Origin of the sequence: Pseudooceanicola endophyticus (genome assembly GCF_018760365.1) — a bacterium.
Classification (GTDB): Bacteria; Pseudomonadota; Alphaproteobacteria; order Rhodobacterales; family Rhodobacteraceae; genus Pseudooceanicola; species Pseudooceanicola endophyticus.
In genome coordinates this window covers 105,998-130,590 of sequence record NZ_JAHIAB010000006.1, presented here as the reverse complement: position 1 = coordinate 130,590, position 24,593 = coordinate 105,998, and the positions used below count along the sequence as shown (strand labels likewise).

General features: G+C 66.8%; 26 protein-coding genes and 1 riboswitch. Of the genes, 14 read left to right on the top strand and 12 right to left on the bottom strand.

Annotation, left to right across the window (positions count from 1 at the left end):
* Positions 1-144 precede the first annotated feature (144 nt).
* The 4 genes from KM176_RS12190 to KM176_RS12175 all read left to right on the top strand — a co-directional run bounded on the left by KM176_RS12190 (position 145) and on the right by KM176_RS12175 (position 3,686).
* Positions 145-1,803, top strand: coding sequence for an NAD+ synthase (locus KM176_RS12190; RefSeq protein ID WP_160894458.1), 1,659 nt, complete (start codon positions 145-147; stop codon positions 1,801-1,803).
* Positions 1,804-2,155: 352 nt separating this feature from the next.
* Positions 2,156-2,299: a hypothetical protein gene (locus tag KM176_RS12185; RefSeq protein ID WP_160894457.1), complete on the top strand. Its 144-nt coding sequence runs from the start codon at positions 2,156-2,158 to the stop codon at positions 2,297-2,299.
* 134 nt (positions 2,300-2,433) lie between these two features.
* Entirely contained in the window at positions 2,434-2,988 is a 555-nt protein-coding gene (locus tag KM176_RS12180; protein WP_160894456.1) for a 2OG-Fe(II) oxygenase, read from the top strand.
* A 104-nt stretch (positions 2,989-3,092) separates the two neighbouring features.
* The gene (locus KM176_RS12175) at positions 3,093-3,686 is read left to right on the top strand and encodes an NAD(P)H-dependent oxidoreductase (protein WP_160894455.1); all 594 of its coding nucleotides are present in this window, start codon (positions 3,093-3,095) and stop codon (positions 3,684-3,686) included.
* A 217-nt stretch (positions 3,687-3,903) separates the two neighbouring features.
* On the opposite strand, the gene KM176_RS12170 is transcribed toward KM176_RS12175, so the two are convergent.
* Positions 3,904-4,611 (bottom strand): response regulator, encoded by a 708-nt coding sequence (locus KM176_RS12170; protein WP_160894454.1) that lies wholly within the window; start codon positions 4,609-4,611, stop codon positions 3,904-3,906.
* Between the two features lie 160 nt (positions 4,612-4,771).
* Between KM176_RS12170 and mce the strand changes: the two genes are divergently transcribed.
* Positions 4,772-5,176, top strand: a complete 405-nt coding sequence (gene mce, locus KM176_RS12165; protein ID WP_160894453.1) for a methylmalonyl-CoA epimerase — start codon at positions 4,772-4,774, stop codon at positions 5,174-5,176.
* Positions 5,176-5,448 carry a DUF1467 family protein gene (locus KM176_RS12160; protein ID WP_160894452.1) on the top strand — a complete coding sequence of 91 codons (273 nt, stop codon included), beginning with the start codon at positions 5,176-5,178 and terminating at the stop codon, positions 5,446-5,448. Before mce ends, KM176_RS12160 begins: the two co-directional genes overlap by 1 nt.
* A gap of 78 nt (positions 5,449-5,526) precedes the next feature.
* Here the strand turns inward: KM176_RS12160 and trmB are convergent, their stop codons facing one another.
* A complete protein-coding gene (gene trmB, locus KM176_RS12155; RefSeq protein ID WP_160894451.1) occupies positions 5,527-6,240 on the bottom strand; it encodes a tRNA (guanine(46)-N(7))-methyltransferase TrmB in 714 nt (237 codons plus the stop codon).
* A 169-nt stretch (positions 6,241-6,409) separates the two neighbouring features.
* On the opposite strand from trmB, the gene KM176_RS12150 reads away from it, so the two are divergent.
* Complete coding sequence (locus tag KM176_RS12150) at positions 6,410-6,838, top strand: DoxX family protein (RefSeq protein ID WP_160894450.1); 429 nt, start codon at positions 6,410-6,412, stop codon at positions 6,836-6,838.
* A gap of 95 nt (positions 6,839-6,933) precedes the next feature.
* Here the strand turns inward: KM176_RS12150 and metK are convergent, their stop codons facing one another.
* From metK to miaB, 8 genes are all read right to left on the bottom strand, one after another.
* Positions 6,934-8,115, bottom strand: a complete 1,182-nt coding sequence (gene metK, locus KM176_RS12145; protein ID WP_160894449.1) for a methionine adenosyltransferase — start codon at positions 8,113-8,115, stop codon at positions 6,934-6,936.
* A gap of 7 nt (positions 8,116-8,122) precedes the next feature.
* Positions 8,123-8,174, bottom strand: a riboswitch (SAM-SAH riboswitch).
* Between the two features lie 41 nt (positions 8,175-8,215).
* The gene (gene lnt, locus KM176_RS12140; RefSeq protein WP_160894448.1) at positions 8,216-9,709 is read right to left on the bottom strand and encodes an apolipoprotein N-acyltransferase; all 1,494 of its coding nucleotides are present in this window, start codon (positions 9,707-9,709) and stop codon (positions 8,216-8,218) included.
* A 9-nt stretch (positions 9,710-9,718) separates the two neighbouring features.
* Entirely contained in the window at positions 9,719-10,618 is a 900-nt protein-coding gene (locus KM176_RS12135; RefSeq protein WP_160894447.1) for a transporter associated domain-containing protein, read from the bottom strand.
* Positions 10,619-10,810: 192 nt separating this feature from the next.
* Positions 10,811-11,335 carry an rRNA maturation RNase YbeY gene (gene ybeY / locus KM176_RS12130; protein WP_160894446.1) on the bottom strand — a complete coding sequence of 175 codons (525 nt, stop codon included), beginning with the start codon at positions 11,333-11,335 and terminating at the stop codon, positions 10,811-10,813.
* 78 nt (positions 11,336-11,413) lie between these two features.
* On the bottom strand, positions 11,414-12,430 hold the full coding sequence (locus KM176_RS12125; RefSeq protein ID WP_160894445.1) for a PhoH family protein: 1,017 nt from the start codon (positions 12,428-12,430) through the stop codon (positions 11,414-11,416).
* A gap of 192 nt (positions 12,431-12,622) precedes the next feature.
* Positions 12,623-12,967, bottom strand: coding sequence for a hypothetical protein (locus KM176_RS12120; RefSeq protein ID WP_160894444.1), 345 nt, complete (start codon positions 12,965-12,967; stop codon positions 12,623-12,625).
* 15 nt (positions 12,968-12,982) lie between these two features.
* A complete protein-coding gene (locus KM176_RS12115) occupies positions 12,983-13,564 on the bottom strand; it encodes an OmpA family protein (protein WP_160894443.1) in 582 nt (193 codons plus the stop codon).
* 91 nt (positions 13,565-13,655) lie between these two features.
* Positions 13,656-14,984 carry a tRNA (N6-isopentenyl adenosine(37)-C2)-methylthiotransferase MiaB gene (miaB, locus tag KM176_RS12110; protein ID WP_160894442.1) on the bottom strand — a complete coding sequence of 443 codons (1,329 nt, stop codon included), beginning with the start codon at positions 14,982-14,984 and terminating at the stop codon, positions 13,656-13,658.
* 107 nt (positions 14,985-15,091) lie between these two features.
* Between miaB and KM176_RS12105 the strand changes: the two genes are divergently transcribed.
* Positions 15,092-15,955 (top strand): glycosyltransferase family protein, encoded by an 864-nt coding sequence (locus tag KM176_RS12105; protein WP_160894441.1) that lies wholly within the window; start codon positions 15,092-15,094, stop codon positions 15,953-15,955.
* 265 nt (positions 15,956-16,220) lie between these two features.
* Positions 16,221-16,472: a YdcH family protein gene (locus tag KM176_RS12100; protein ID WP_160894440.1), complete on the top strand. Its 252-nt coding sequence runs from the start codon at positions 16,221-16,223 to the stop codon at positions 16,470-16,472.
* Here KM176_RS12100 and KM176_RS12095 read toward each other — a convergent pair.
* Together KM176_RS12095 and KM176_RS12090 are read right to left on the bottom strand one after the other, a co-directional pair.
* Positions 16,457-17,857 (bottom strand): helix-turn-helix domain-containing protein, encoded by a 1,401-nt coding sequence (locus KM176_RS12095; protein WP_160894439.1) that lies wholly within the window; start codon positions 17,855-17,857, stop codon positions 16,457-16,459. The two genes, KM176_RS12100 and KM176_RS12095, sit on opposite strands and share 16 nt — an antisense overlap.
* An 84-nt stretch (positions 17,858-17,941) precedes the next feature.
* On the bottom strand, positions 17,942-19,162 hold the full coding sequence (locus KM176_RS12090; RefSeq protein ID WP_160894438.1) for a multidrug effflux MFS transporter: 1,221 nt from the start codon (positions 19,160-19,162) through the stop codon (positions 17,942-17,944).
* Between the two features lie 217 nt (positions 19,163-19,379).
* On the opposite strand from KM176_RS12090, the gene KM176_RS12085 reads away from it, so the two are divergent.
* The 5 genes from KM176_RS12085 to KM176_RS12065 all read left to right on the top strand — a co-directional run bounded on the left by KM176_RS12085 (position 19,380) and on the right by KM176_RS12065 (position 24,585).
* On the top strand, positions 19,380-20,912 hold the full coding sequence (locus KM176_RS12085) for an acyl-CoA carboxylase subunit beta (RefSeq protein WP_160894437.1): 1,533 nt from the start codon (positions 19,380-19,382) through the stop codon (positions 20,910-20,912).
* Positions 20,913-20,924: 12 nt separating this feature from the next.
* On the top strand, positions 20,925-21,281 hold the full coding sequence (locus KM176_RS12080; protein WP_160894436.1) for a hypothetical protein: 357 nt from the start codon (positions 20,925-20,927) through the stop codon (positions 21,279-21,281).
* A gap of 129 nt (positions 21,282-21,410) precedes the next feature.
* Entirely contained in the window at positions 21,411-21,806 is a 396-nt protein-coding gene (locus tag KM176_RS12075; RefSeq protein ID WP_160894435.1) for a hypothetical protein, read from the top strand.
* 367 nt (positions 21,807-22,173) lie between these two features.
* The gene (locus tag KM176_RS12070) at positions 22,174-22,380 is read left to right on the top strand and encodes a hypothetical protein (protein ID WP_160894434.1); all 207 of its coding nucleotides are present in this window, start codon (positions 22,174-22,176) and stop codon (positions 22,378-22,380) included.
* A 159-nt stretch (positions 22,381-22,539) separates the two neighbouring features.
* Positions 22,540-24,585 (top strand): acetyl-CoA carboxylase biotin carboxylase subunit, encoded by a 2,046-nt coding sequence (locus KM176_RS12065; RefSeq protein WP_160894431.1) that lies wholly within the window; start codon positions 22,540-22,542, stop codon positions 24,583-24,585.
* The last annotated feature ends 8 nt before the right edge of the window (positions 24,586-24,593 follow it).

Below are 24,593 nucleotides of genomic sequence, written 5' to 3'. Positions count from 1 at the left end.
GCCTTGCCGGTCCGCGGGAAAGGTAAGCGAGGCAGGCTTCCGAGACAACGCCTTTCGGCAAATCGGCTTTTCCTTGCAGCGGAGGGCCGCTAAGCAGGGGCAACCCCTCAGGGGACCTCCCCCCGCCTGACCCGAGGATGACCCATGGCTGACCGGTTCCGCATCTCGCTCGCGCAGTACAACCCGACCGTCGGGGATATCGAGGGCAATGCCTTCAAGGCCTTCGAGGCCTGGACCATCGCGCGTGAGGCCGAGGCCGATCTGGTGATCCTGCCGGAGATGTTCATCACCGGCTACCAGACCCAGGACCTGATCGAGAAGCCGGTGTTCCACCAGGCCGCCATGGCCGCGATCGAGGCGCTGGCGGCACGCTGCGCCGAGGGCCCGGCGCTGGCGCTTGGCGGTCCCTGGGTCGAGGGGGCGGCGCTTTATAACGCCTACCACATCTGCAAGGGCGGCAAGGTGGTGCAGCGGGTGCTCAAGCATGACCTGCCCAACGATCACGTCTTCGACGAGGTGCGCCTGTACGCCAGCGGCCCGCTGGGCGGCCCCGTGGCCATCGGCAACACCCGCGTCGGCTTCCCGGTCTGCGAGGACAGCTGGCATCCGGAAGTGGCCGAAACCCTGGCCGAAACCGGGGCAGAGTTCCTGGTGGTGCCGAACGGATCGCCCTACCACCGGGGCAAGATGGACGTGCGCTTCAACCACATGGTCGCCCGCACGGTCGAGACCGGCCTGCCGGTGATCTACCTCAACATGGTGGGTGGCCAGGACGACCAGGTCTTCGACGGCGGCAGCTTCGGGCTGAACCCGGGCGGCAAGCTGGCCTTCCAGATGCCGATGTTCGATGCCTGCATGGCCCATGTCGATCTGGTGCACGGCCCCGAGGGCTGGCGCATCGAGGAGGGCGAGAAGGCGAGCCTTGGCGATGAATGGGAGCAGGACTACCGCGCCATGGTGCAGAGCCTGCGCGACTACTGCGGCAAGACCGGGTTCAAGAAAGTGCTGCTGGGCATGTCGGGGGGCATCGATTCCGCTCTGGTCGCCACCATTGCCGCCGATGCCCTGGGCCCCGACAACGTGCGCTGCGTGATGCTGCCCTCGGAATACACGTCCGAACATTCTCTGGAGGATGCCGAGGCCTGCGCCAAGGCCCTTGGCGTGCATTACGACTACCTGCCGATCACCGGCCCCCGCGATGCGGTGAGCGCGGCGCTGGCGCCGCTTTTCGCCGGGCGGGCCGCCGATCTGACCGAGGAAAACGTCCAGTCCCGCCTGCGCGGCCTGCTGCTGATGGCGCTGTCGAACAAGTTCGGGGAAATGCTGCTGACCACCGGCAACAAGTCCGAGGTCGCGGTCGGCTACTGCACGATCTACGGCGACATGAACGGCGGCTACAACCCGATCAAGGATCTCTACAAGACCCGGGTCTTCGAGACCTGCCGCTGGCGCAATGCCAATCACCGCCCCTGGATGAAGGCCCCCGCCGGAGAGGTCATCCCCGAACGCATCATCACCAAGCCCCCCTCGGCCGAACTGCGCCCCGATCAGAAGGACAGCGACTCGCTGCCCGACTACCCGGTGCTGGATGCCCTGCTGGAGCTGCTGGTGGACCGCGAGGCTTCGGTCGCCGATTGCGTCGCCGCCGGCTACGCCGAGGCCGATGCCCGGCGGGTCCAGCACCTGATCTACATTTCCGAGTACAAGCGATTCCAGTCCGCCCCCGGCACCCGCCTGACCGAGCGCGCCTTCTGGCTGGACCGCCGCTATCCGATCGCCAACAGGTGGCGCGACCAGGGCTGACACACGCGCCGGAAGAGTCGTGCATCTTCCGGCGTCTCGCTCTTGCAGAAAATATCCAAGTCTTGGAATTTCTTTATAAATTGAGCGTTTCCAGAAGGTTAATCCTGCTGTCGCGCTGCAATGCGGCGGCGTACCGGAAAAGCTGAGTTTTGCGTTAACCATTCATTAACTGCGGCGGGCGCCTAAAGGTATCATGCGTGATCTTGGCCCTCCCTCTGACCCGTTGATCCCGGCGTTCGATGCCCTCTCGAAGGAGGACGTTGAGCAGGCATTGCGCCTGGTCGACCGGAACGGGGTGGCCTGGCCCAGGGCGCGGACCGGCTGTGACGGACCTGTCCCCAGGGTCCTGCACGTGCAGGGGCGCGACTACCCGCTGAAGGCTGCCGGATATCTCGCGGCGCAGCTTTCGGCGGGGATCACGCAGACCACCGGGCAACCGGTGACGGTGGACCGCGTGATCCGCGCGCTCTGCCGCTGCGGCTTCGACGTGACCTGAACGGTCGCCTCGTCGCCGGGGTAGACAGGCGCGGGGGAGGCGACAAAAGACCTCCCCCCGCTTCTGCCACTGGACGCAGCCCGGGAAGCGCAGTAGCTGGATCGCTTCAGTGTAGTCTTCCAGCAGAGCAGACGATGATCGCTTTCCACGTCGTTCCCGACGCCTTTACCCCCGCCGAATGCCAGGCCCTCATCACCGCCGCGGACCAGTCGGGCCTGGCCCGCGATGCCGGCCTCGTGCGCCGTGAGCGCGACCATGACCTGCGCCGCGCCGACCTGGTCTGGGTCGATGACCTGCCCGAAACCGACTGGGTGATGAACCGCCTGATCGACCTGGTGCGCGTCGCCAACCGCGAGGTCTTCGATTTCGCTCTGGACGATTTCTCGGAAAGTCCCCAGATCGCCCGCTACGGGGCCGAGCGCCAGGGCCATTTCGGCTGGCATTCCGACATCGGAGAGGGCACGCTGGCGTCGCGTCGCAAGCTGACGCTGGTGGCGCAGCTCTCGGATCCCGCCGCCTACGAGGGCGGTGCGCTCGAAGTCTGGTACGATTCGAACATCCGCACCGCGCCGCTGCCGCAGGGCTCCGTGGTGCTGTTTCCCTCCTTCGCGCTGCACAGGGTGCAACCTGTGACGGCCGGAGAGCGGCACTCTCTCACTGTTTGGGCACATGGAATGCCATTTAGGTGATAGTTCGTGCATTTTTGCACATTCGCCATGCGAGAACAGGAAATTTGCAGGGCGTCTAAGCGGGGCTACCTTCAGGTCAAGCCAACCCTCACCGGAGCACTCCCATGACCACCCCCAAGATCGCCGTTGTCTTCTATTCCACCTATGGCACCAACCATGCCGTCGCCCTGGACGCCGCTGCCGCCGCCAAGGCGGCCGGCGCCGAGGTGCGCCTGCTGCAGGTCGCTGAGACCGCCCCCGCCGCCGTGGTCGCCGGGCAGGAACCCTGGGCCGCGCAGCAGGAAAAGATGAAGGACATTCCCGTCGCCACCCCGGATGACATGCTCTGGGCCGACGGCTACTTCTTTGCCTTCCCGACCCGCTTCGGCTCGGCCCCCTCGCAGATGCGGGCCTTCATCGACACCCTGGGCGGGGTCTGGTCCCAGGGCGGGCTGGCCAACAAGGCCGTCACGGCCTCGACCAGCGCGGGTAATGCCCATGGCGGTCAGGAATCGACCCTGCTCAGCTTCTACCAGTCGACGATGCACTGGGGCTCGATCATCGTGGCGCCCGGCTACACCGATGCCAAGCTCTACGAATCCGGTGGCAATCCCTACGGCACCTCGGTCACCCAGGGCGACTATTCGGAGGCCAAGAAGGCCGCCGTGGCCATCCAGGCCAAGCGCCTGGTCGATGTGACCGCCAAGCTGATCGGCTGATCCGCGCCGCTGATCCGGTCCCTTGACCGGATCCGCCTGGCCAACCCGGGGCCTGTCCGCCGCTTTGGCAGCGCCCCGATCCGGCTCCGACCGGCAGGGATCGATCCGGCGGATCCCGCCTGACCCGGCCGGGCCCCGGATGCCGTCCCGCGCTCTCTCCCGGGATGAAGGCATCCCCGAAACCGCCGCCCCTTCGGGGTGGCGGTTTTCTCTGTCATCAGATGGCAATCCTCTCGCCGATCCGGTCCTGCAGCATCCCTGCCAGCACCGAGAGTTCGGCCCGCAGCGGACGCTGGCTGGAGCGTGCGCTTTCCAGCCGCAGCGCGGCTTCCAGAAGCGGCGTATCCCCGGCACAGCGGGCGACGCCGCAGAGGAACTGCCCCAGATAGGCCAGTACCGTATCCTCGGCGCCTTCCTGCAGCATTTCGGCGGCATGGGCCATGTCGTCGACATAGGCGACGGGATCGGGCTCCACCACCTCCACGGGCAGCGGTCGAGGCCCCTTGCGGCGATACTCGGCTGGCATCCGCGACAGAAGGGTTTCCTGGAAGGTGGCAAGGCTGGTCAACGGTTTCGACAGGAAGACGTCCGCGCCGGCCGCCTCGGCCTCGTGACGCGCGCCGGGATCGCCCGAGATCGCGGCCACCACGCTGACCCGGGGCACCGCGCGTACCATTTCCGAGACCAGCTCGGCGCCGGAGCCGTCCGGCAGGCCCAGGTCGACGATGGCCACCGAGGGGCGGTACACCTCCAGGTGGCGGCGGGCCGAGCGCAGGCAGTCTGCGCGGCGGATTCGCGCCCCGGACCGCAGGCACAGCAGGCGCAATGCCTCGGAGGCGTAAAGGCTGTCCTCCACGGCCAGAATCGTCAGCCCGAGCATCGGGCGGCTCGCGGTCGGGGCGGTCACGGCGTGCAGCGGGTCCATGGGAAACCTTTCCTGGCAGGGGGGCGGGGATTCGACCCCTTCCTCCGACGCTAGGGGTACGTGGCTAATGGCGCGTTAATGGCGCTGCCCTGCGACGCGCCGGCAGTTGCGCGGACCGGGCCGGAGGGAGTTAAATGGGGGGGCAGGACAGGAGGAAACCATGATCGGACGTCTCAATCACGTGGCCATCGCCGTGCCGGATCTGGAGGCGGCGGCGGCCCAGTACGCCGGGACGCTTGGCGCATCGGTGCGCGCGCCGCAGGACGAGCCGGACCATGGTGTGACCGTGGTCTTCATCGACCTGCCGAACACCAAGATCGAGCTGCTCTCCCCGCTGGGCGAGGACAGTCCCATTGCCGGTTTTCTGGCCAAGAACCCCTCGGGAGGCATCCACCATATCTGCTACGAGGTGGAGGATATCCTGTCGGCCCGCGACCGACTGAAGGCGGAGGGCGCCCGGGTGCTTGGCAGCGGAGAACCGAAGATCGGTGCCCATGGCAAGCCGGTGCTCTTCCTGCATCCGAAGGACTTCAACGGGTGCCTGATCGAGCTGGAGCAGGTCTGATGGGCCCGACCTCCGCCATCGTGCTCTACGCGGTGATCTGGTGGATGACGCTGTTCTGTGTCGCGCCGCTGCGGCTGAAGACCCAGCAGGACCTGGGCCAGGTGACGCGTGGAACGCCGTCGGGCGCGCCGGAGGTGCATCACCTGAAGGAAAAGCTGCTGATCACGACCGGGGTGGCCACAGTGATTTTCCTGATCGCCGCAGGGGTGATCCTGTCGGGGGTGATCTCGGTCCGCGATCTCGACTGGTTCGGACGGATGCCGCCAGACTGAACCTTCAGTCCGGGAAACGGCGCTGCGCGCCGTGCCTCCGCCGGAGGCTTCGGTCAGCGTGCTGACCGAAACAGGCGCTCAGAGCTTGCGGAAGGTCAGGTAATGTGGCGTGCGTGCTTCGCGCAGGGCCTTCTGCTCGTAGCGGGTCGAGATCCAATCCTGCCAGGGAGAGCGCCAGTCCGCCGGACGCTCGGCCAGCCATTCGAAACCCTGGCGAGGCACCTGCTGCAGGGTCTGGCGCACGTAGTCGGGAATGTCGGTCGCAACCCGGAAGATGGCGCCGGGCTTGAGCTTGCGGGACAGCGGTTCCAGATGGTCCGGGGTCACGAAGCGGCGGCGATGGTGGCGCTTCTTGGGCCAGGGATCGGGGTAGAGCAGGAAGGCCCGGGACAGGCAGCCGTCGGGCAGCACGTCGAAGAGGTCACGGGCATCGCCGGGGTGGACCGCCAGGTTCGAAACCCCTGCCTCGCGGATCTTGCCCAGCAGCATGGCGACGCCGTTGATATAGGGCTCCGCCCCAATGATGCCGACATCGGGGTTGCCGGCGGCCTGGTGGACCAGGTGCTCGCCGCCGCCGAAGCCGATCTCAAGCCAGATGTCGCGCTTGCCGAACAGGGCCTCCAGATCGAGGGGCGTGCGGTCGGGGTTCTCCTCCCAGCCGACGGCACCGGGAGAGAGTGCGGCCAGGTCTTCCTCCAGGTAGGCCTCCTGCGACTTGCGCAGGTGCTTGCCCTTGAAGCGGCCGTAGAAGTTGCGCCAGGGGGCGCCGGAGGAATGTGTGTCCTGGGTCATGACTGCCCTTTAGCTCTCGCTGCGCAGGGGATCAACCACGACAAGTTGATCTCTGCAAATACGCACGATGAGGATGGAAAAATTGCGAATTTTTCCAAATGTGCAGAGCCAGTAGACAGGCTTCAACGCCGCTGGACCGGCGATCACATTCCTCCGAAAGGAACTACCGATGAAAATTCTCGACCTGTACCGCGCCGCCGCCCTGCCCGGTGGCCGTATCCTCGCTTCCATCATCTTCATCGTCGCCGGCTACGGCAAGATCGTCGCCTATTCCGGCTCGGCCGGCTACATGCAGGCGATGGGCGTGCCCGGCGCGCTGCTGCCGCTGGTCATCCTGACCGAGCTGGGCGGCGGCCTGGCGCTGCTGCTGGGCTGGCAGACCCGCACCGTGGCCTTCCTGCTGGCCGGCTTCTCGGTCATCTCGGCGCTGATCTTCCACCTGCCGGGCTGGATGGCCGGTGGTGACGGTGCCAGCGCCCAGCAGATCAACTTCCTGAAGAACATGACGATGGCCGGCGGCCTGGGCTACATCAGCGTCTTCGGCGCCGGCCCGTTCTCTATCGACGGCCTGCTGGGCCGCGACAGCACCAAGGCCTGAGCCCCGCGTCCGATCCCGGACCCCGAAACCGAAAAGGCCCCGCGCAAGCGGGGCCTTTTGCATGTCCGGCCCCGGAAAGGGCCTTGGGGCAGCGGTCAGACCGCCTTTTTGAGCGCCTCGACCAGGTCGGTCTTCTCCCAGGAGAAGCCGCCATCGGCATCGGGCGTGCGACCGAAATGGCCGTAGGCGGCGGTGCGCTGGTAGATCGGGCGGTTCAGCTGCAGATGGTTGCGGATGCCGCGCGGCGTCAGGTCCATGACCTGGGCGACGGCGGCCTCGATCTGCGCCTCGTCCACCTCGCCGGTGCCATGGGTGTCGCAGTAGATCGACAGCGGCTTGGAGATGCCGATCGCGTAGGACAGCTGGATCGTGCATTTCTTCGCCAGGCCCGCGGCCACGACGTTCTTGGCGAGGTAGCGCGAGGCATAGGCCGCCGAGCGGTCCACCTTGGTCGGATCCTTGCCCGAGAAGGCACCGCCGCCGTGGGGCGCGGCGCCGCCGTAGGTGTCGACGATGATCTTGCGGCCCGTGAGGCCCGCGTCACCGTCCGGCCCGCCGATCACGAAGGTGCCGGTCGGGTTCACCCACCATTCGGTGCGATCGGTCAGCCAGCCTTCGGGCAGGACGTCGCGGATGTAGGGTTCCACGATGGCGCGGATGTCGGCGCTGCTCTGGGTCTCGAAGGCGTGCTGGGTCGAGAGAACCAGCGAGGTGACCTCGACCGGGCGGCCGTTCTCGTAGCGCAGCGACAGCTGGCTTTTGGCATCGGGCCGCAGGGTGGGCTCGGTGCCGTCCTTGCGGACCTCGGCCAGGCGCTTGAGGATCTGGTGCGCGTAGTGGATCGGCGCCGGCATCAGTTCCGGCGTCTCATCCGTGGCGAAGCCGAACATGATGCCCTGGTCGCCCGCCCCCTCGTCCTTGTCGGAGGAGGAGTTGACGCCCTGCGCGATATGCGCGGACTGTTCGTGCAGCAGGTTGGTCACTTCCACCGTTTCGTGGTGGAACTTGTCCTGCTCGTAGCCGATGTCCTTGATGCAGTCGCGCGCGATGGAGTCGATCTTCTCCATGTAGTGCTTGAGCTTCTGCTTGTCGGCGAGGCCGATTTCGCCGCCGATCACCACGCGGTTGGTCGTGGCGAAGGTTTCACAGGCGACCCGGGCTTCGGGTTCCTCGGCAATGAGTGCGTCCAGAACTGCATCAGAAATGCGGTCGCAGACCTTGTCGGGGTGACCCTCGGAGACGGATTCCGAGGTAAAGATATAGTTCTGGCGTGTCATGAGAATGTGCTCCGATAAACGTCTTGACCCGCCCCGTCAGGAAGCCGTTGGGGCGGCACGTGATTCTGGGTACGCCCGCACCCGGGCCTGGTCAATCGCTTTATGACCTTCGTATGAAGGCCCGGTGAACGGACCAGAGCGCCGAAACCCCCAATGCGAGAAATGCGAGCAGCAAAATCGGCAGGTCTCCGGTTCGCGCATAGAGTGTCGGCGGCAGGGCCGGGGGCAGGCGCACATCGAGATATCCGTCGGTATTGAGCGGCAGCGTGTCCAGCACCTGCCCACGCGCATCGATCAGCGCCGAGACCCCGGTATTGGCGACCCGGACGAAGGGAAGGCCTTGTTCCGCTGCCCGCATCCGGGCCTGGGCAAGGTGCTGGTAGGGCCCCTGGAGATTGCCGAACCAGCCGTCATTGGTGACCTGAAGCAGGAAATCGGGCCGCGCCGGCGCATTGCGGATGTCGCGGGGGAAGATCGCCTCGTAGCAGATCAGCGGCAGCGCGGTGCCGACGCCGGGGATCGGCATCAGGCGCGGGCCGGGCCCGGCAGAGAAGCCGTTGCCGCTCTGGGCTGCAAAAGCGGAGATGCCGATTTTCGCCATCAGGTCCCCGAAGGGGATGTATTCGCCGAAGGGCACCAGATGGTGCTTGTCGTAGGTCTCGATCAGCTTGCCCTGGCCGTCGAGCAGCGCGAGGGAGTTGTAGTAGCGCGCGCCCTCGGTGCGCTGGACCCCGAAGGCGATCGGCGCGCCATGGGTGTGATCGGCCAGGATGCTGGTCAGGGCGCGGCCCTCGTTCAGCAGGTAGGGGACCGAGGTCTCGGGCCAGAGAATCAGGTCCGGGCGGGGGGCTTCGGCGGAATAGTTCAGCAGCCGCTCGAAGAAGACCGGGACCATGTCGGGGTCCCATTTCTCGCGCTGCTGGGCATTGGGCTGGACCAGGCGGATCAGCGGGGCGGTGTCGGTGGCGACGGGGGCGGGGGGCAGGGCGCGCGGCGCCAGGAAGACGAAGCCCGCGGTGCCCAGCACCCCCAGCAGCGCCATGCCGCGTGCGGCGGCGCCCAGAAGGCCGGCCAGCAGCAGCAGCACCAGCGTCATGCCATGGGGCCCGATCAGCGAGGCCAGCGGCAGCGCCGGAGAGGGAATCAGGTTCTGGCCGATTTCGGCCCAGGGGAAGCCGGTGAAGATCCAGCCGCGCAGCGCCTCGATCAGGGTCAGGCTGCCGGCGAAGGCCAGCAGCTGGCGCAGCCGGTTGGCCGGCGCGAGGCGCTGTGCCAGCGCCAGGGCTGCGCCCCAGAACAGCGCCAGCCCGCCGGCCATGAAGACCAGTGCGAAGGGCGCCATCCAGCCGTCCCGGGCGGGATCGACCATGAAGGGATCGACGATCCAGAACAGCGCGAACAGGAAATAGCCGAAGCCGAAGCGCCAGCCGGCGCCAAAGCCCTGACGGGCCGAGGCGCTGCGCCGCTGCGCGTGGAACAGCAGGGCAAAGCCCGCGATCGACAGCGGCCAGAGGTTGAGGGGGGCCTCGCCGCAGGCGGCAAGGAGGCCCGCCGCGGCGGGCCACCAGGATTTCAGACGGATGGGCAGGGCCATACTGGCAGATCAGCTCTCTTCGGCAGGGGCGGGTGCGGCCAGCCGCACGCGCAGGCGCTTGATGCGCCGGGGATCCGCCTCGATCACCTCGAACTCGTGCCCGTCGGGGTGCAGCACGACCTCGCCCCGGGCAGGGACGCGACCGGCCAGCATGAAGACGAGCCCGCCCAGCGTGTCGATCTCCTCCTCGTCGACGCTGTCGTCGTCGGTGAGCGACCGTCCGATGGCCTGTTCGAAATCCTCGAGCGGGGTTTTCGACTGCACCAGATAGCTGCCCGAGGGTTCGCGCGTCCAGAGGGCGTCCTCTTCCTCGTCGTGTTCGTCCTCGATTTCGCCGATGACCTGCTCGATCAGGTCCTCGATGGTCACGAGGCCGTCAACGCCGCCATATTCGTCGATCACCAGCGCCATGTGGCGCCGTTCGGTCTGCATCTTCTGCAAGAGCACGCCGATCGGCATGGAAGGCGGCACGAACAGCAGCGGCCGCAGCAGCGCCTTGAGCGAGAATTTCGCCGCCGAGTTCCAGCCATGCTTCAGCGCGAAGTCCTTCAGGTGCACGAGCCCCACGGGGGTATCGAGCGTGCCCTGGTAGACCGGCAGCCGGGTCATGCCGCTTTCGCGGAACACGCCGACCAGATCCGCCTGGCTGGCGGTGATCGGGACCGAGACGATTTCCGCCTTGGGAATCGCCACGTCCTCGACCCGCATGCGACGCAGGTTCTGCAGCGAGTGCCGGCGCTGCGGCACTTCGGACTGGGCGGTTGCATCAGGCTGGCCCTGGGGGGCATCGGCTGGCGCCCCGAAGGAGAACAGCCGCCGCAGGAAACCGGTGGGCCGGTCATCGGCCACGGCATCCGGGGCCGCTGGCTGCGGGTCGGTGGAGGTCACGGGGCCGGAGGGGGTGCTCATGGTCGTGCCTGCGAGGGCAGGGACACCAGTGCTGACAGCGCCGTTCGCGCGGGTGCGCGGTGCGGAACTGCCTCGGCCGGGGAATTCGACCACGCCTGCCCGAAGGGGCACGGGGTCGGGGTCTTTCGGAAGCGCGCGCTGCGCTGCGTTAGAAGACCCGTCGGTGCTATCGCCCATCTGTCCTTTCCAAGTTTACCCGGCGTCTGTGCCGGTCTCCCGATTATATGGGTCAGGAATTCCCAAATTGCCAAGAATTTCGATCTCCGTCCCCTCCATGAGTGCCGCATCGCCGTCGCGGATGTGGTCATAGCCCAGAAGATGAAGGATTCCGTGCACCACCAGATGGGTGACGTGATCGGCGAAGGGAAGGGCTGATTCTTCCGCCTCGCGCAGGCAGGTGTCGTAGGAGATCGCGATATCGCCCAGTTCGCCGCCCATGGGACCGTCGTCGGGGGGCTCGGGCAGGGTGCCCTCCTCCTCCGGAGCGAGGTCTTCGGCGGGCCAGGACAGCACGTTGGTGGGCCTGGGCTTGTCGCGGAATTCGGCGTTCAGCTCGGCGATGCGGGGATCGTCGCAGCCCATCACGCAGATCTCGAAATCCTCGGGGTCGAGGCCGAGATGGGCGAGGGTCGCCCGGGCGGCGCGTTCGGAAAGCGAGGCGAGGTCCGCGGCTTGCCAGCGGTCGTCCTCGATCACGGTGTCGGTCAGCGTGGTCATGTTGCAGCGGGGGCTGTCTGCCCCCGCACCCCCGAGGATATTTCCGGCCAGATGAAAGAGCCATCGGGCCGGAAGGGTTTAGGTTGTCTCGTCGGCCTCATAGGCTTCGATGATCTTCGCCACAAGGGGGTGACGCACGACATCCTTCGCGGTGAAGTAGTTGAAGGAGATGTCGGGGATGTGGCTGAGCAGGCGTTCGGCGTCGCGCAGGCCCGATTGCACGCCGCGCGGCAGGTCGACCTGGGACCGGTCGCCGGTGATCACCATGCGCGAGCCCTCGCCCAGGCGGGTGAGGAACATCTTCATCTGCATGGTGGTGGCGTTCTGCGCCTCGTCCAGCACCACGAAGGCGTTCGAGAGGGTGCGGCCCCGCATGAAGGCGAGGGGCGCGATCTCGATCCGCTTTTCCTCCATCAGCTTGGCGGCCTGCTTGCCCGGCAGGAAGTCGTCCAGCGCGTCGTAGAGCGGCTGCATGTAGGGATCGACCTTGTCCTTCATGTCGCCGGGCAGGTAGCCGAGCTTTTCGCCGGCCTCGACGGCGGGGCGGGACAGGATGATCTTGTCGACCTTGCCCTCGATGAACATCGACACGCCGACGGCGACGGCAAGATAGGTCTTGCCGGTGCCCGCCGGGCCGATGCCGAAGCCCAGTTCGTGCTTGAAGAGGTTCTGGACATAGGCCTTCTGCGCCTCGGTCCGGGGTTCCACCATCTTCTTGCGGGTCTTGATCTCGACCGCGCCGCCGCGGAACATTTCAAGCTGGTCGCCGGAGGGGGTGGGCGAGGCGGGCACCGAGGGGGTGTTCATCCGCATCTCGCGGTCGATGTCGGCGCTGCTGACTTCGCGTCCCGCTTCCAGCCGCGTGTAGAGGGCGCGCAGCACCTCGATGGTTTCCTTGGCAGCTTCGGGCGATCCCATCGCGACCAGGTGGTTGCCGCGTCGGAGGATCTGGGTGCCGAGGGTCTTCTCTATCTGGGCGAGATTCTTGTCATATTCGCCGCAGAGTTCGATGAGCAGGAAGTTGTCGGGAAAATCGACCGAGACTTCGGCAAGGGCGGATTCGTCGGTATCCGGGGTCAGCAGGCTTGTGGCCAAGTAGCGCTCCTTCTCGATGCGGCCGCCGGCAACGTCCGGCCGGAGCGGCCCATATGGAAAGGGTGGCAGGCTGCGGGCCTGCGGGCAAGTGCAGAATGCCGGGCTGACCCGGCGACGTGATCAATTCTTCCCTCTGCCTGCAATTGCAGGATATTTCCTGATCTCTCTCCGGCGGAGACCGGCGCATCGGGGCTAGTAGAGGATCACCGGCATCGGGGCGGCGGCATTGGCGCGGCTGCGGGCGGGATCGGGGAGGGGCGATCCGTCCTTGAAGCCGCCGGTGGCGATGTTGCGTTCCGAGCTTTGCGAGCAGACCGGACGCCCGTCGGGGCCCATGCGTTCGGACATGTATCCCTCCAGCCCGTCGTCGATGATCCAGTGATCGCAGCCCTCCGGATCGACCCAGATGCCGGGCACCATGTCCGACAGCGGATGGGCGTTGAACCCGTAGTCGCGGCTCTTGTCGCCGGGCACGTCGAGCGGATGGGTGGCGCAGGCGGCCAGAAGCAGCGGCAGCAAGAGCAGGGCAGGGCGCATGGCGGCTCCTTCGGGCTAGTGCAGGCAGATGATCTCCACCCGCCGGTTGGCGGCCATGTTGGCGGCAGAGGTGTTGGGTTTCGCGGGGCGGCTTTCGCCGAAGCCGCGCACGGCGGTGATCCGGGCGCCGACCGATTCGGCAATGTCGGCAACGGCGCGGGCGCGTGCCTCGCTCAGGCGCTGGTTATGGGCGTCCGAGGCGCGGCTGTCGGTATGCCCCTCGATCAGGAAGGTGTTGGTGCCGCGGGCGCGGAAGAAGGCCTCCAGCCGCTGCCGGCTGGCGGGCGCGATGTCGAAACGGTCGGTGGCGAAGGCCTGGTCGGTCGGCACGATGCCGCAGATCTGCGGTTGGTGGCAGACCGGGCGGCCATCGGGGGTGACATGGGGCGACATGTAGCCCTCGGCCCCGTCATCCATCACCCAGTGTTCGCAGCCGTCCGGATCAATCCAGACGCCGGGCACATAGGGTTCGTTCCAGCCCGACCCCTGAATTTGCCCCTCCTGCGCCTGGGATGCGGCCCAGGCCGGCGCGGCACAGAGCCACAGGAACAGGGCCAGGGCCGCCCCGGCGCGGCGCAGGATGCTTGCGGCTGGCATCAGGGACCCTCCCGTCAATCGCTACGGGACGGGTCTAGCGGCAAAGGCGTAAAGACCGGGTTGAACGGAGAAGTTTAACGATTTCCGCCGGTCAGACCAGCTCTCCGGCGAGGGAGTTCGGCCCGGCCGAGGTGATGCGCACCCGGCGCAGGTCACCTTCCTTCAGCGCCGGGCCATGGACATGGACCGCGTGCAGGTAGTCGGACTTGCCGACCATCTGGCCGGGATGGCGACCGGCCTTCTCGAACAGCACGCCGACCTCACGGCCGACCATGCCCTGCATGAAGGCCTGCTGCTGCTCGGCCAGCAGGGCCTGCAGCGCGCCCAGCCGTTCGGCGGCGACCTCGGGGGGGACCTGCCCGCTGCGCTCGGCGGCGGGGGTGCCGGGGCGGGTCGAGTACTTGAAGGTGAAGGCGGTGGCGTAGTTCACCTCGCGCACCAGATCCAGCGTGGCCTGGAAATCCGCATCGGTCTCTTCCGGGAAACCGACGATGAAGTCGCCGGACATGGCGATGTCGGGCCGGGCGGCGCGGATGCGCTCGATCAGGCGCAGGTAGCTGTCGCGGTCATGGCTGCGGTTCATCCGCTTGAGGATGCGGTTGCTGCCCGATTGCACCGGAAGATGCAGATAGGGCATCAGCTTGTCGCAATCGCCATGGGCGGCGATCAGGTCGTCCTCCATGTCGTTGGGATGCGAGGTGGTGAAGCGGATGCGCTTCAGGTCGTCGATCTCGGCGAGGGAGCGCACCAGCCGTGCCAGCCCCCAGTCGCGCCCGTCGGGGCCGCTGCCGTGGTAGGCGTTGACGTTCTGGCCCAGAAGGGTGATCTCGCGCACGCCGCGGCTGACCAGATCGCGGGCCTCGGCCAGGATGCGATCGGCGGGACGAGAGACCTCGGCGCCCCGGGTATAGGGCACGACGCAGAAGGCGCAGAACTTGTCGCAACCCTCCTGTACGGTCAGGAAGGCGGCGGGCGCGCGCCGTGCCTTGGGACCGCGGGTCTTCAGGGTCTCGAACTTGTCGTCCTCGGGGAACTCGGTCTCAAGGACCTTCTCGCCCCTGCGGGTGCGGGCCTCCATGTCGGGCAGGCGGTGGTAGCTTTGCGGGCCGACCACCAGATCGACCAGCGGCTGACGGGCCATGATCTCGGCGCCCTCGGCCTGGGCGACGCAGCCGGCCACGCCGATCTTCAGCTCCGGCTTCTCGTTCTTCAGGCTCCGCAGCCGGCCCAGCTCCGAATAGACCTTCTCGGCGGCCTTCTCGCGGATGTGGCAGGTGTTGAGCAGGATCATGTCGGCCTCTTCGGGCGAAGAGACCTCCGTATAGCCGGAGCCGCCCAGGGCCTCGGCCATGCGCTCGCTGTCGTAGACGTTCATCTGACAGCCATAGGTTCGGATGTAGAGCTTCTTCGTCTCGGACATGAGCGCGCACCTTGTTCAGGGGTGGAACAGGGCGCCGGTCTACACCGAAAGGATGCGGGCTTGCAATGTGCGCGGGCCTTGGCTTTGCTGGGGCGGGGAGGGGCGCCATGCAGTTCGACAGCACGGGGGAATTCCTGCGCCGCGCCGGCGCGACGGCCCTGGCACGGGGGCCGGTGGCGATGATCTTTGCCGAGGACGGGGTGGAACTGCTCCAGACCCTGCGGCACCACCGCAGGCTGGGATTTCGCAAGATCCTGCTGTTCGCCCCGCCCGGCCTGCCGGTTCCCGCCGCGCCGGACCTGGTGAGGGTCGGCTGGTCGCCGGATCCGGAGACGGCGCTGACCGACGCGGTGAACGCGGTGAGCGCGGCGGCACCGCCGGGCACCTGGCTCTACTACGGTTTCAATGCCGAGTTCCTGTTCTTTCCCTTCTGCGAGACCCGCAGCGTCGGAGAGCTGCTGGCCTTTCACGCCGAGGAGCGCCGCGACGCGATGCTCAGCTACGTGGTGGATCTCTATGCCGGGGATCTTGCGGCCCATCCCGATGCGGTGTCGCTGCGCGATGCCCACCTCGACCGCTCCGGCTACTACGCCCAGGCCCGTCCGGATGCGCAGGGGCGACCATTGGACCGGCAGTACGACTTCTACGGCGGTCTGCGCTGGCGGTTTGAGGAACACGTGCCAGAGGGTCGGCGGCGGATCGACCGGATCGCGCTGTTCCGCGCCCGGCCCGGGCTGCACCTGCGCACCGACTTCACCTTCGACGCACCCGAATACAACACCTATGCCTGTCCTTGGCACAACAACCTGACGGCCTGCATTTGCTCGTTCCGCGCGGCCAAGGCGCTGAAGCGCAACCCTGGTTCGCGCGATCTGGTGGACAGCTTTCTTTGGTACAATTCCGCGCCTTTCGAATGGCAGTCCCGGCAGCTTCTGGATCTTGGCCTGATGGAGCCGGGCCAGTGGTTCTGAGCGCGGCGCCTGAAGCGGGTCGGGGAGGGGGCTCTGCCCCCGCAGGCCTGCGGCCTGCGCCCCCGACATATTTTTAACAGGAAAATGAGGAGAGCCTGTCGTGCCCGAAGCGGGACCGGCTCTTTCATCTGGCCGAAAATATCCCGGGGGAGGGGCGCCGCAGGCGGACCGGGGGCAGAGCCCCCTGCGCCGGTTTGATCCTTGTCAATGTCGGTTCTGAAATGCCGGCCTAGGGTGAGGGCACAGGACAGAACAGGAGGTTGAGATGGCACACCGGCCGCATGCACTTGTCGATGACTTTCCCGCCCATGGCGAAGCGATTGCCGCTCTGAAGGCGCAGGACCCGCATTTCCTCCGCATGGCCGAGGAATACGATGCTCTGAATGATCGCATCCACCGCTGGGAATGCAATATCGAGCCGATGGAAGACCTGGCGATGATCGAGGCCCGCAAGCAGCGCGCTTCGCTCAAGGATCGGATCTGGGCCGGGATCAGCGCGCTTCAGCTGACCTCGTAGGGCAGCGTTCCTCGGGCATTCACATCGATGCTGAGACGCCGCTCAAGCGGTGGAACCGAGCGCTGGTGACAGCGCTCGCGTTCGCAGATCCGGCAGGAGATCCCGATCGGTTCGAAGGCGCGGGGATTGGTGATGTCGAGCCCGTCCGCGAAGACCAGTTTGCCAGCATGGGCGACCTCGCAGCCAAGCGCGATGGCGTAGCGGCGTACCGGCGCGCCCCAGCGACCGCCCGGTTTCGAGACATCCCGCGCCAGGTTGATGTAGCGCACCCCGTCCGGGGTCTCGCAGAGCTGGCGCAGGAAGCGGCCCGGCATCTCGAAGGCCTGGTGGACATTCCAAAGCGGGCAGGCGCCGCCGTAGCGGGCAAATTGCAGCCGTGTTGCGGAATGGCGCTTGGTGATCGTGCCAGCCTGATCGACGCGCACGAAGTAGAAGGGCACCCCCTTGGCGCCCGGACGTTGCAGGGTCGAAAGCCGATGGGCCACCTGCTCGACCGAGGCGCCAAAGCGCATCGCCAGTATTTCCAGATCGTGACGCTCCGCCTCAGCGGCCTCCAGGAAGCGGGTGTAGGGCATCATCGCGGCCCCGGCGAAGTAGTTCGCCAGGCCGATCTTGGCGATGGAGCGCGCCGCCTCGGACTGGAAGCGCGCCAGGTCCAGCGTCGCCTCCAGCAGCTTGTCCTGATCCAGCAGCGCGACCTGCAGCAGCAGCTGGAAGGTCTGGGTTTCCGGCGCCGCGCGCAGTGACAGCGCCAGTTCGCGTTGCGCCGGATCGTAGAGGCGCAGCGCCTCCATGTCGCGGAACTGTACCGTCACGCCCCGGTTGCCAAGCGCCGAGACCGCGCGCACGCGCATGTTCTCCTCATGGCGCACGGGGGCGGCAAAGCGTTCCGCCGCGCGGTCCACCGCGTCGATGTAGTTGTCGCAGTAGTGGAAGAAGTCGCGCACCTCGTCCCAGGGCGAGGGGGTGGCGCGGGCATCGTCGCGCCCGAGCGCCTCGTCGAGGGAGGCCAGCCGTTCATGGGTCTGGCGATAGGCGCGGTGCAGTTGCAGGAAGGCACGGGCCAGCGCCGGGGCGTTCGAGGCGGTCAGCCGCAGATCCGCCAGCGGCGGCATGGCATCGGCCAGCACCGGATCCGCCATTGCCTCGCGCATGTCCGAGACAAGCCGTTCGCTGTCGCCGGTCGCCAGCTCGGTCACGTCGAAGCCGAATTCCTGCGCCAGGTTCAGCACCACCGCGGTCGAGACCGGGCGGTTGTTGTTCTCCATCTGGTTCAGGTAGGGCAGGGAAATCCCCAGCTTGGCCGAGAATTCCTTCTGCGTCAGCCCGAGCTTCTGGCGCGTCTCGCGCAGCTTCGCCCCGGCATAGAGTTTGCGTGCGCCCATTCCCCCACCTGTCCGCCTCGCCCGTCCGATCAGGCGAGGCTAACTTTGCAAATCCTGGTTAACAAGGTGCAAAGGGACGCAGGGTCAAACCCCGGCGAGGCCGAGTTTGCGTTCCCGCCGCATGACCATCAGGATCAGCAGGACGCCGATGGCCAGCAGCAGCAGGAAGAACAGCATCAGCGGTGCCTCGGTGCTGCCCGGGCCCAGGATGGCGCCGGCCACCGCCGAGAAGACCGCGCCGCCGCCGATCATCAGCGCGCCGCCAAGGCCCGCCGCGGTGCCCGCCAGCTTGGGGCGCACCGAGAGCATCCCGGTGGTGGTGGTCGGGATCACCATGCCGTTGCCCATGCCGATGAAGATCATCAGTCCGAAGAAGCTGTAGGCCGAGGAGAGGCCGGCCACCGCCAGCCCGTAGGCCAGCGCGATCACGACCAGCATCATCAGCAGCCCGGCCAGGATCATCCGGTTCAGCCCGATGCGCTGGCTGACGGTGCCGGTCAGCCAGTTGCCCAGGAAATAGCCCACGGCGGGGGTTGCGGTGAACAGGCCGAAGGTTGCCGGGGTCAGCCCGAAGACCACGGTGCCGACGAAGGGCGCGCCGCCCAGGTAGCCGAACCAGGTCCCCGCCGAGCACATGCAGGTCAGGCAATAGCCGAGGAAGCGCGGCGAGGTCAGCAGCTCCGGGAACTCGGCGAATTGCGACAGGATCGACTTGTCCGAGGGTTCGGCGGTTTCGCCGAGGTCGCGCCAGCACAGCAGCAGTACCAGCACGCCGGTCACCAGCAGCACCCAGAAGGAAGCGCGCCAGCCGAAGAACTGGTCCAGGAAACCGCCGATCGCCGGAGAGATCATCGGCACCACCGAGACCCCCATCATGACATAGGCCATGGCCGAGGTGGCGCGGTCTCCGGTGTAGATGTCGCGCACGGCGGCGCGCCCGATGGCCATGCCGATGGCGGCGCTCGCCTGCAGGATGCGGCAGGCGAGAAGGGTCTCGAAGCTGTTGGCCAGGAGGCAGCCCACCGAGGCCAGCACGAAGACCACCAGGCCGAACAGGATCACCGGGCGGCGGCCGTAGCGGTCGGCGAAGGGGCCGGCCAGCAGCTGCACGACGCCGCTGGCTGCAAGGTAGCCCGCGACCAGCAACTGCGCCTGCGCATAGGGTGCGTCGAATTGCGCGGCGATATTCTGCAGGGATGGCAGGAAAATGTTGATGGCCAGCGCCCCGGTCCCCACAAGCAGGATCAGGGTCGACAGGTGCGGCACGGAATCGGGGCGCAGGTAGCGCGGCGCGGAGGAGGGCATGGGCTCAGCTAATCGCGTGTTGTGGGCAAGTCCATGTGACGGGCATGCAGTATGCGACTTTGCAATTTGCAGATGAGGCTCTGCCAATCATTTGCAAATTTGCCCTTTTCCGCTTTGGAAGCACCGGGGCTGCGCCTATGTTCTGGCGAAACGGGCGGCCCCGGTCCGGGCAGGCCTGCCGCGAAGGCCCGGCGCGGCTCATCATAGGGAGCAAGTTATGAAGGATATCCTACAGGAGCTGAAGGACCGCCGCGAGACGGCGCGTCTGGGCGGCGGCGAAAAGCGGATCGCGGCGCAGCATGCCAAGGGCAAGCTGACGGCGCGCGAACGCATCGACCTGCTGCTCGATGCCGACAGCTTCGAGGAATTCGACATGTTCGTGGCCCATCGCTGCACCGATTTCGGCATGGCCGAGCAGCGTCCCTATGGTGACGGCGTGGTCACCGGCTGGGGCACGATCAACGGCCGCATGGTCTATGTCTTTTCCCAGGACTTCACCGTCTTCGGCGGCTCCCTGTCCGAGACCCACGCCCAGAAGATCTGCAAGATCATGGACATGGCGGTGCAGAACGGCGCACCCGTCATCGGTCTGAATGATTCCGGCGGGGCGCGCATCCAGGAGGGGGTGGCCTCTCTCGCCGGCTATGCGGATGTGTTCCAGCGCAATGTCATGGCCTCGGGCGTGGTGCCGCAGATCAGCGTGATCATGGGGCCCTGCGCGGGCGGCGCGGTCTACAGCCCCGCCATGACCGACTTCATCTTCATGGTGAAGGACAGCTCCTACATGTTCGTCACCGGCCCCGACGTGGTGAAGACCGTGACGAACGAGGTCGTGACCGCCGAGGAACTGGGCGGTGCTTCCACCCACACGAAGAAATCCTCGGTCGCCGACGGCGCCTTCGAAAACGACGTGGAGGCCCTGGCCGAGGTCCGCCGCCTGGTCGATTTCCTGCCGCTCAACAACCGGGAAAAACCTCCCGTCCGCCCCTTCTTCGATGAGCCGGGCCGGATCGAACCCAGCCTCGACACGCTGGTCCCCGACAATCCCAACACGCCCTACGACATGAAGGAACTGATCCTGAAGGTCTCGGACGAGGGGGACTTCTTCGAGATCCAGGAAGATTACGCCAAGAACATCATCACCGGCTTCATCCGGCTTGAAGGCCAGACTGTCGGCGTGGTGGCGAACCAGCCGACGGTGCTGGCCGGGTGCCTCGATATCGACAGCTCGCGCAAGGCGGCGCGATTCGTCCGTTTCTGCGATGCCTTCGAGATCCCGATCCTGACCTTCGTCGACGTGCCGGGCTTCCTGCCGGGGACCAGCCAGGAATATGGCGGCGTCATCAAGCATGGCGCCAAGCTGCTGTTCGCCTATGGCGAGGCGACGGTGCCGAAGGTCACGGTGATCACCCGCAAGGCCTATGGCGGCGCCTATGACGTGATGGCCTCGAAACACCTGCGCGGCGACTTCAACTATGCTTGGCCCACCGCCGAGATCGCGGTGATGGGCGCCAAGGGCGCAACCGAGATCCTGTACCGCTCCGAACTGGGCGATCCGGAAAAGATCGCGGCGCGCACCAAGGAATACGAGGACCGCTTCGCCAATCCCTTCGTTGCCGCCGAAAAGGGCTTCATCGACGAGGTGATCCAGCCCCGCTCGACCCGGCGGCGCGTGGCGCGGGCCTTTGCGTCCCTGCGCAACAAGAAGCTCCAGAACCCCTGGAAAAAACACGACAATATCCCGCTTTGAGCGAAAGATCCCATGGCACGACAGAACTGGCATAACCTGAGAGAGGAGGGCGCGGTGATCGTCACCCGCCGCCTTCCGCCCCGCTTCGACCTGAAGGTCGAGGCCGAGGTCGCGACGGGGAAACCCGTCTCGCTTTCGGCGATCGCGCATCAGGTGCGTCAGGACATGTGGCGCCGGCTGCAATCGCTGCGTGGCTTCGCGCCGGCGGTGCGGGTCGAGCGGACGGAGGGCGGCGTGCGGATCACCGCGGGTGGCGCGCTGGAGGGCGCCCGCCCGACCGAGGCCGCGCGCACCATCCTGTCGGACCTGCTGGACAGCCCCGGACACCGCGCCCGCTGGCTGCGCCATGCGGAGCGCCGTCATGGCTGATCCGCGGCCGGCACAGCCCAAGGCAAACCCCTGTCCGGCAGGGACGGCCCGGTGTAGGGGAGGGGCCGCAACGCAACCTGCCCGCACCCCGGCCCAAGGCCGTCGCGGGCCCGCCTCAGGAGCTCAGCCATGCTGAAACACCGTGGCTTCCCCAGCCGCCTGCCGGGGACCGATTTCCAGTTCACCATCCGCCGCGCCAACCCCAAGGGCGTGACGCCGATCACCCGTCGCGAACGCTACCGCGACCGCAAGGCCGTCGACCGTCGCGCCGACGAGGCCTTCGTGGCCGCGCTCTGGGCCGCCTTCGGGGACGAACCCTTCGAACGCGGCAACCTCGATGCCGGGCGCCTGTCCTGGGTCTTCGGTCGCGAGGTCGTGGCCGCCGAGGATCCCTTCGATCCGACCAGCTACGACGCGCTGCTGGTGATCAATGAATCCATCGCCCGTGCCTCTTTCCCGGGCGCTTTCGCCGATGACGCCGATTTCGGCGAAGAGGACGACGACGAGGAGGATGACTGGGCATGAAGCTGCCGACGGCCTCAGGTTTTGCGCAAGATCCGGCCTGCCTGCGGGCCCGCACCGATCTGTGCTTTGACCTGGCGGGCCGCCACGTCAGCATTTGCCCTGTTCCCTCCCCGGGAATGACTGAAGACAATTACCCTTCCCCTTGCGGGCGGTGCCATGTCCCCAACCCATGCCCGCCCGCATTTTCTGCCCGTTTTCAAGGGGCAGGAGCCGGGGCGCGGCGGGGACGGGCGGCGGAAGACCGCTCTTGCCGCTGGGTCACTGGGCGCCTTCACGCCAGCCTCACGATGCCGAGAGCTTTCCGGGAACAATTTCCCCGCGCACGCGTTAGGAGAGCGAAACTTGCGCAACAAGAAGGTGTGAAGTCATGTTCAAGAAAACCTGGATCATTGCTGGTGTCCTCTGTGCCGGTCTTGCCGCTTGCGGTCAGACCGTGGGCGAACAGGCCCTCGTCGGCGGCGCAGCCGGCACCGGCGCGGCAGCCGTCACCGGTGGCAGCCTCGGCACCGGCGCCCTGGTCGGCGCAGCGGCCAACGTCGCCTACTGCCAGTCGAACCCGCGCTCCTGCCGCTGATGCGCGGCTGACCCGCGTTTCCCGCGCCGGTCGCGTCGCGACCGGCCAGGGTATCTCAGTCGACCCCCCGTGGTGCTGCCGCACCACGGGGGGTTTTTCGTGTTCGCCGCGTGCCGTCCGGGCGCGCGCGCCACATCCTCCGTCCGGGAAGGGACCTGCATGTTCAAGAAGATCCTGATCGCCAACCGTGGCGAGATCGCCTGCCGTGTCATCAAGACGGCCCGCAAGATGGGGATCGCCACGGTCGCGATCTATTCGGATGCGGACAAGAACGCGCTGCATGTCGCCATGGCCGACGAGGCCGTCCATATCGGCCCGCCGCCCGCCAACCAGTCCTACATCGTCATCGACAAGGTGATGGCGGCGATCATCGCGACCGGCGCCGAGGCGGTGCACCCGGGCTACGGCTTCCTGTCGGAGAACCCGAAGTTCGCCCAGGCGCTGTCGGAGGCGGGCGTCGCCTTCATCGGCCCGCCGGTCAAGGCGATCGAGGCGATGGGCGACAAGATCACCAGCAAGAAGATCGCGCAGGAGGCCGGTGTGTCCACCGTGCCGGGCTACATGGGCCTGATCGCCGATGCCGACGAGGCGGTGAAGATTTCCGGCGAAATCGGCTATCCGGTGATGATCAAGGCCTCTGCCGGGGGCGGCGGCAAGGGGATGCGGATCGCCTGGAACGACACCGAGGCGCGCGAGGGCTTCCAATCTTCCAAGAACGAGGCGGCGAATTCCTTCGGCGATGACCGCATCTTCATCGAGAAATTCGTCACCCAGCCCCGCCATATCGAGATCCAGGTGCTCTGCGATGCCCATGGCAACGGCGTCTATCTGGGCGAGCGGGAATGTTCGATCCAGCGGCGCAACCAGAAGGTCGTGGAAGAGGCCCCCAGCCCCTTCCTGGACGAAGCCACCCGCCGCGCGATGGGCGAACAGGCCGTCGCGCTGGCCAAGGCCGTGGGCTATGCCAGCGCCGGCACGGTGGAATTCATCGTCGATGGTGAAAAGAACTTCTACTTCCTGGAAATGAACACCCGCCTTCAGGTGGAACACCCGGTGACGGAGCTGATCACCGGCGTCGATCTGGTGGAGCAGATGATCCGCGTCGCCAATGGCGAACCGCTGAGCATCACGCAGGCCGACGTGACGCTGACCGGCTGGGCGATCGAGAACCGCCTTTATGCCGAGGATCCCTATCGCAACTTCCTGCCCTCGATCGGGCGGCTGACCAAGTACAGCCCGCCGGTGGAAATCGCCGCCGGTCCGCTGCTGGTCAACGGCAAGTGGCAGGGCGAGGCGCCCGAGGGCGAGACGGCAGTGCGCAACGATACCGGCGTCTATGATGGCGGCGAGATCAGCATGTATTACGACCCGATGATCGCCAAGCTATGCACCTGGGCGCCGACGCGTGCGCAGGCCATCGAGGCCATGCGCATCGCGCTCGACCGCTTCGAGGTCGAGGGGATCGGGCACAACCTGCCGTTCCTGGCCGCCGTGATGGATCATCCGAAATTTGTCAGCGGCGACATGACCACCGCCTTCATCGCCGAGGAATATCCCGGCGGTTTCGAAGGCGTGGCGCTGCCCGAGGCGCAGCTGCGCCGGATCGCGGCGGCCTGCACCGCCATGCATCGCGTCGGCGAAATCCGCCGCACCCGGATCTCGGGGCGGATGGACAACCACGAACGCAAGGTGGGCGACAAATGGGTCGCGACCCTTCAGGGCCAGCGCCACGAGGTAAGCATTGCCGCCGATCATGACGGTGCCAGCGTCACCTTCGAAGATGGCGCGGTGCTGCGGGTGGCGGGCGACTGGACGCCGGGCAAGACGCTGGCCGACATGACCGTCGATGGGGAACCGCTGGTGCTGAAGGTCGGCAAGATCTCGGGCGGGTTCCGCATCCGCTGCCGGGGCGCCGATCTGAAGGTCCATGTGCGCAACCCGCGCCAGGCCGAGCTGGCGCTGCTGATGCCCGAGAAGCTGCCCCCCGATACCTCCAAGCTGCTGCTCTGCCCGATGCCGGGCCTCGTCGTGAAGATCGACGTCGAAGAGGGGCAGGAGGTCCAGGAGGGCCAGGCCCTTTGCACCATCGAGGCCATGAAGATGGAGAACATCCTGCGCGCCGAGCGGCGCGGCACCGTTGCCAAGATCAATGCCGCCCCCGGCGCCAGCCTCGCGGTGGACGAGATCATCATGGAGTTCGAATAGGCCCATGG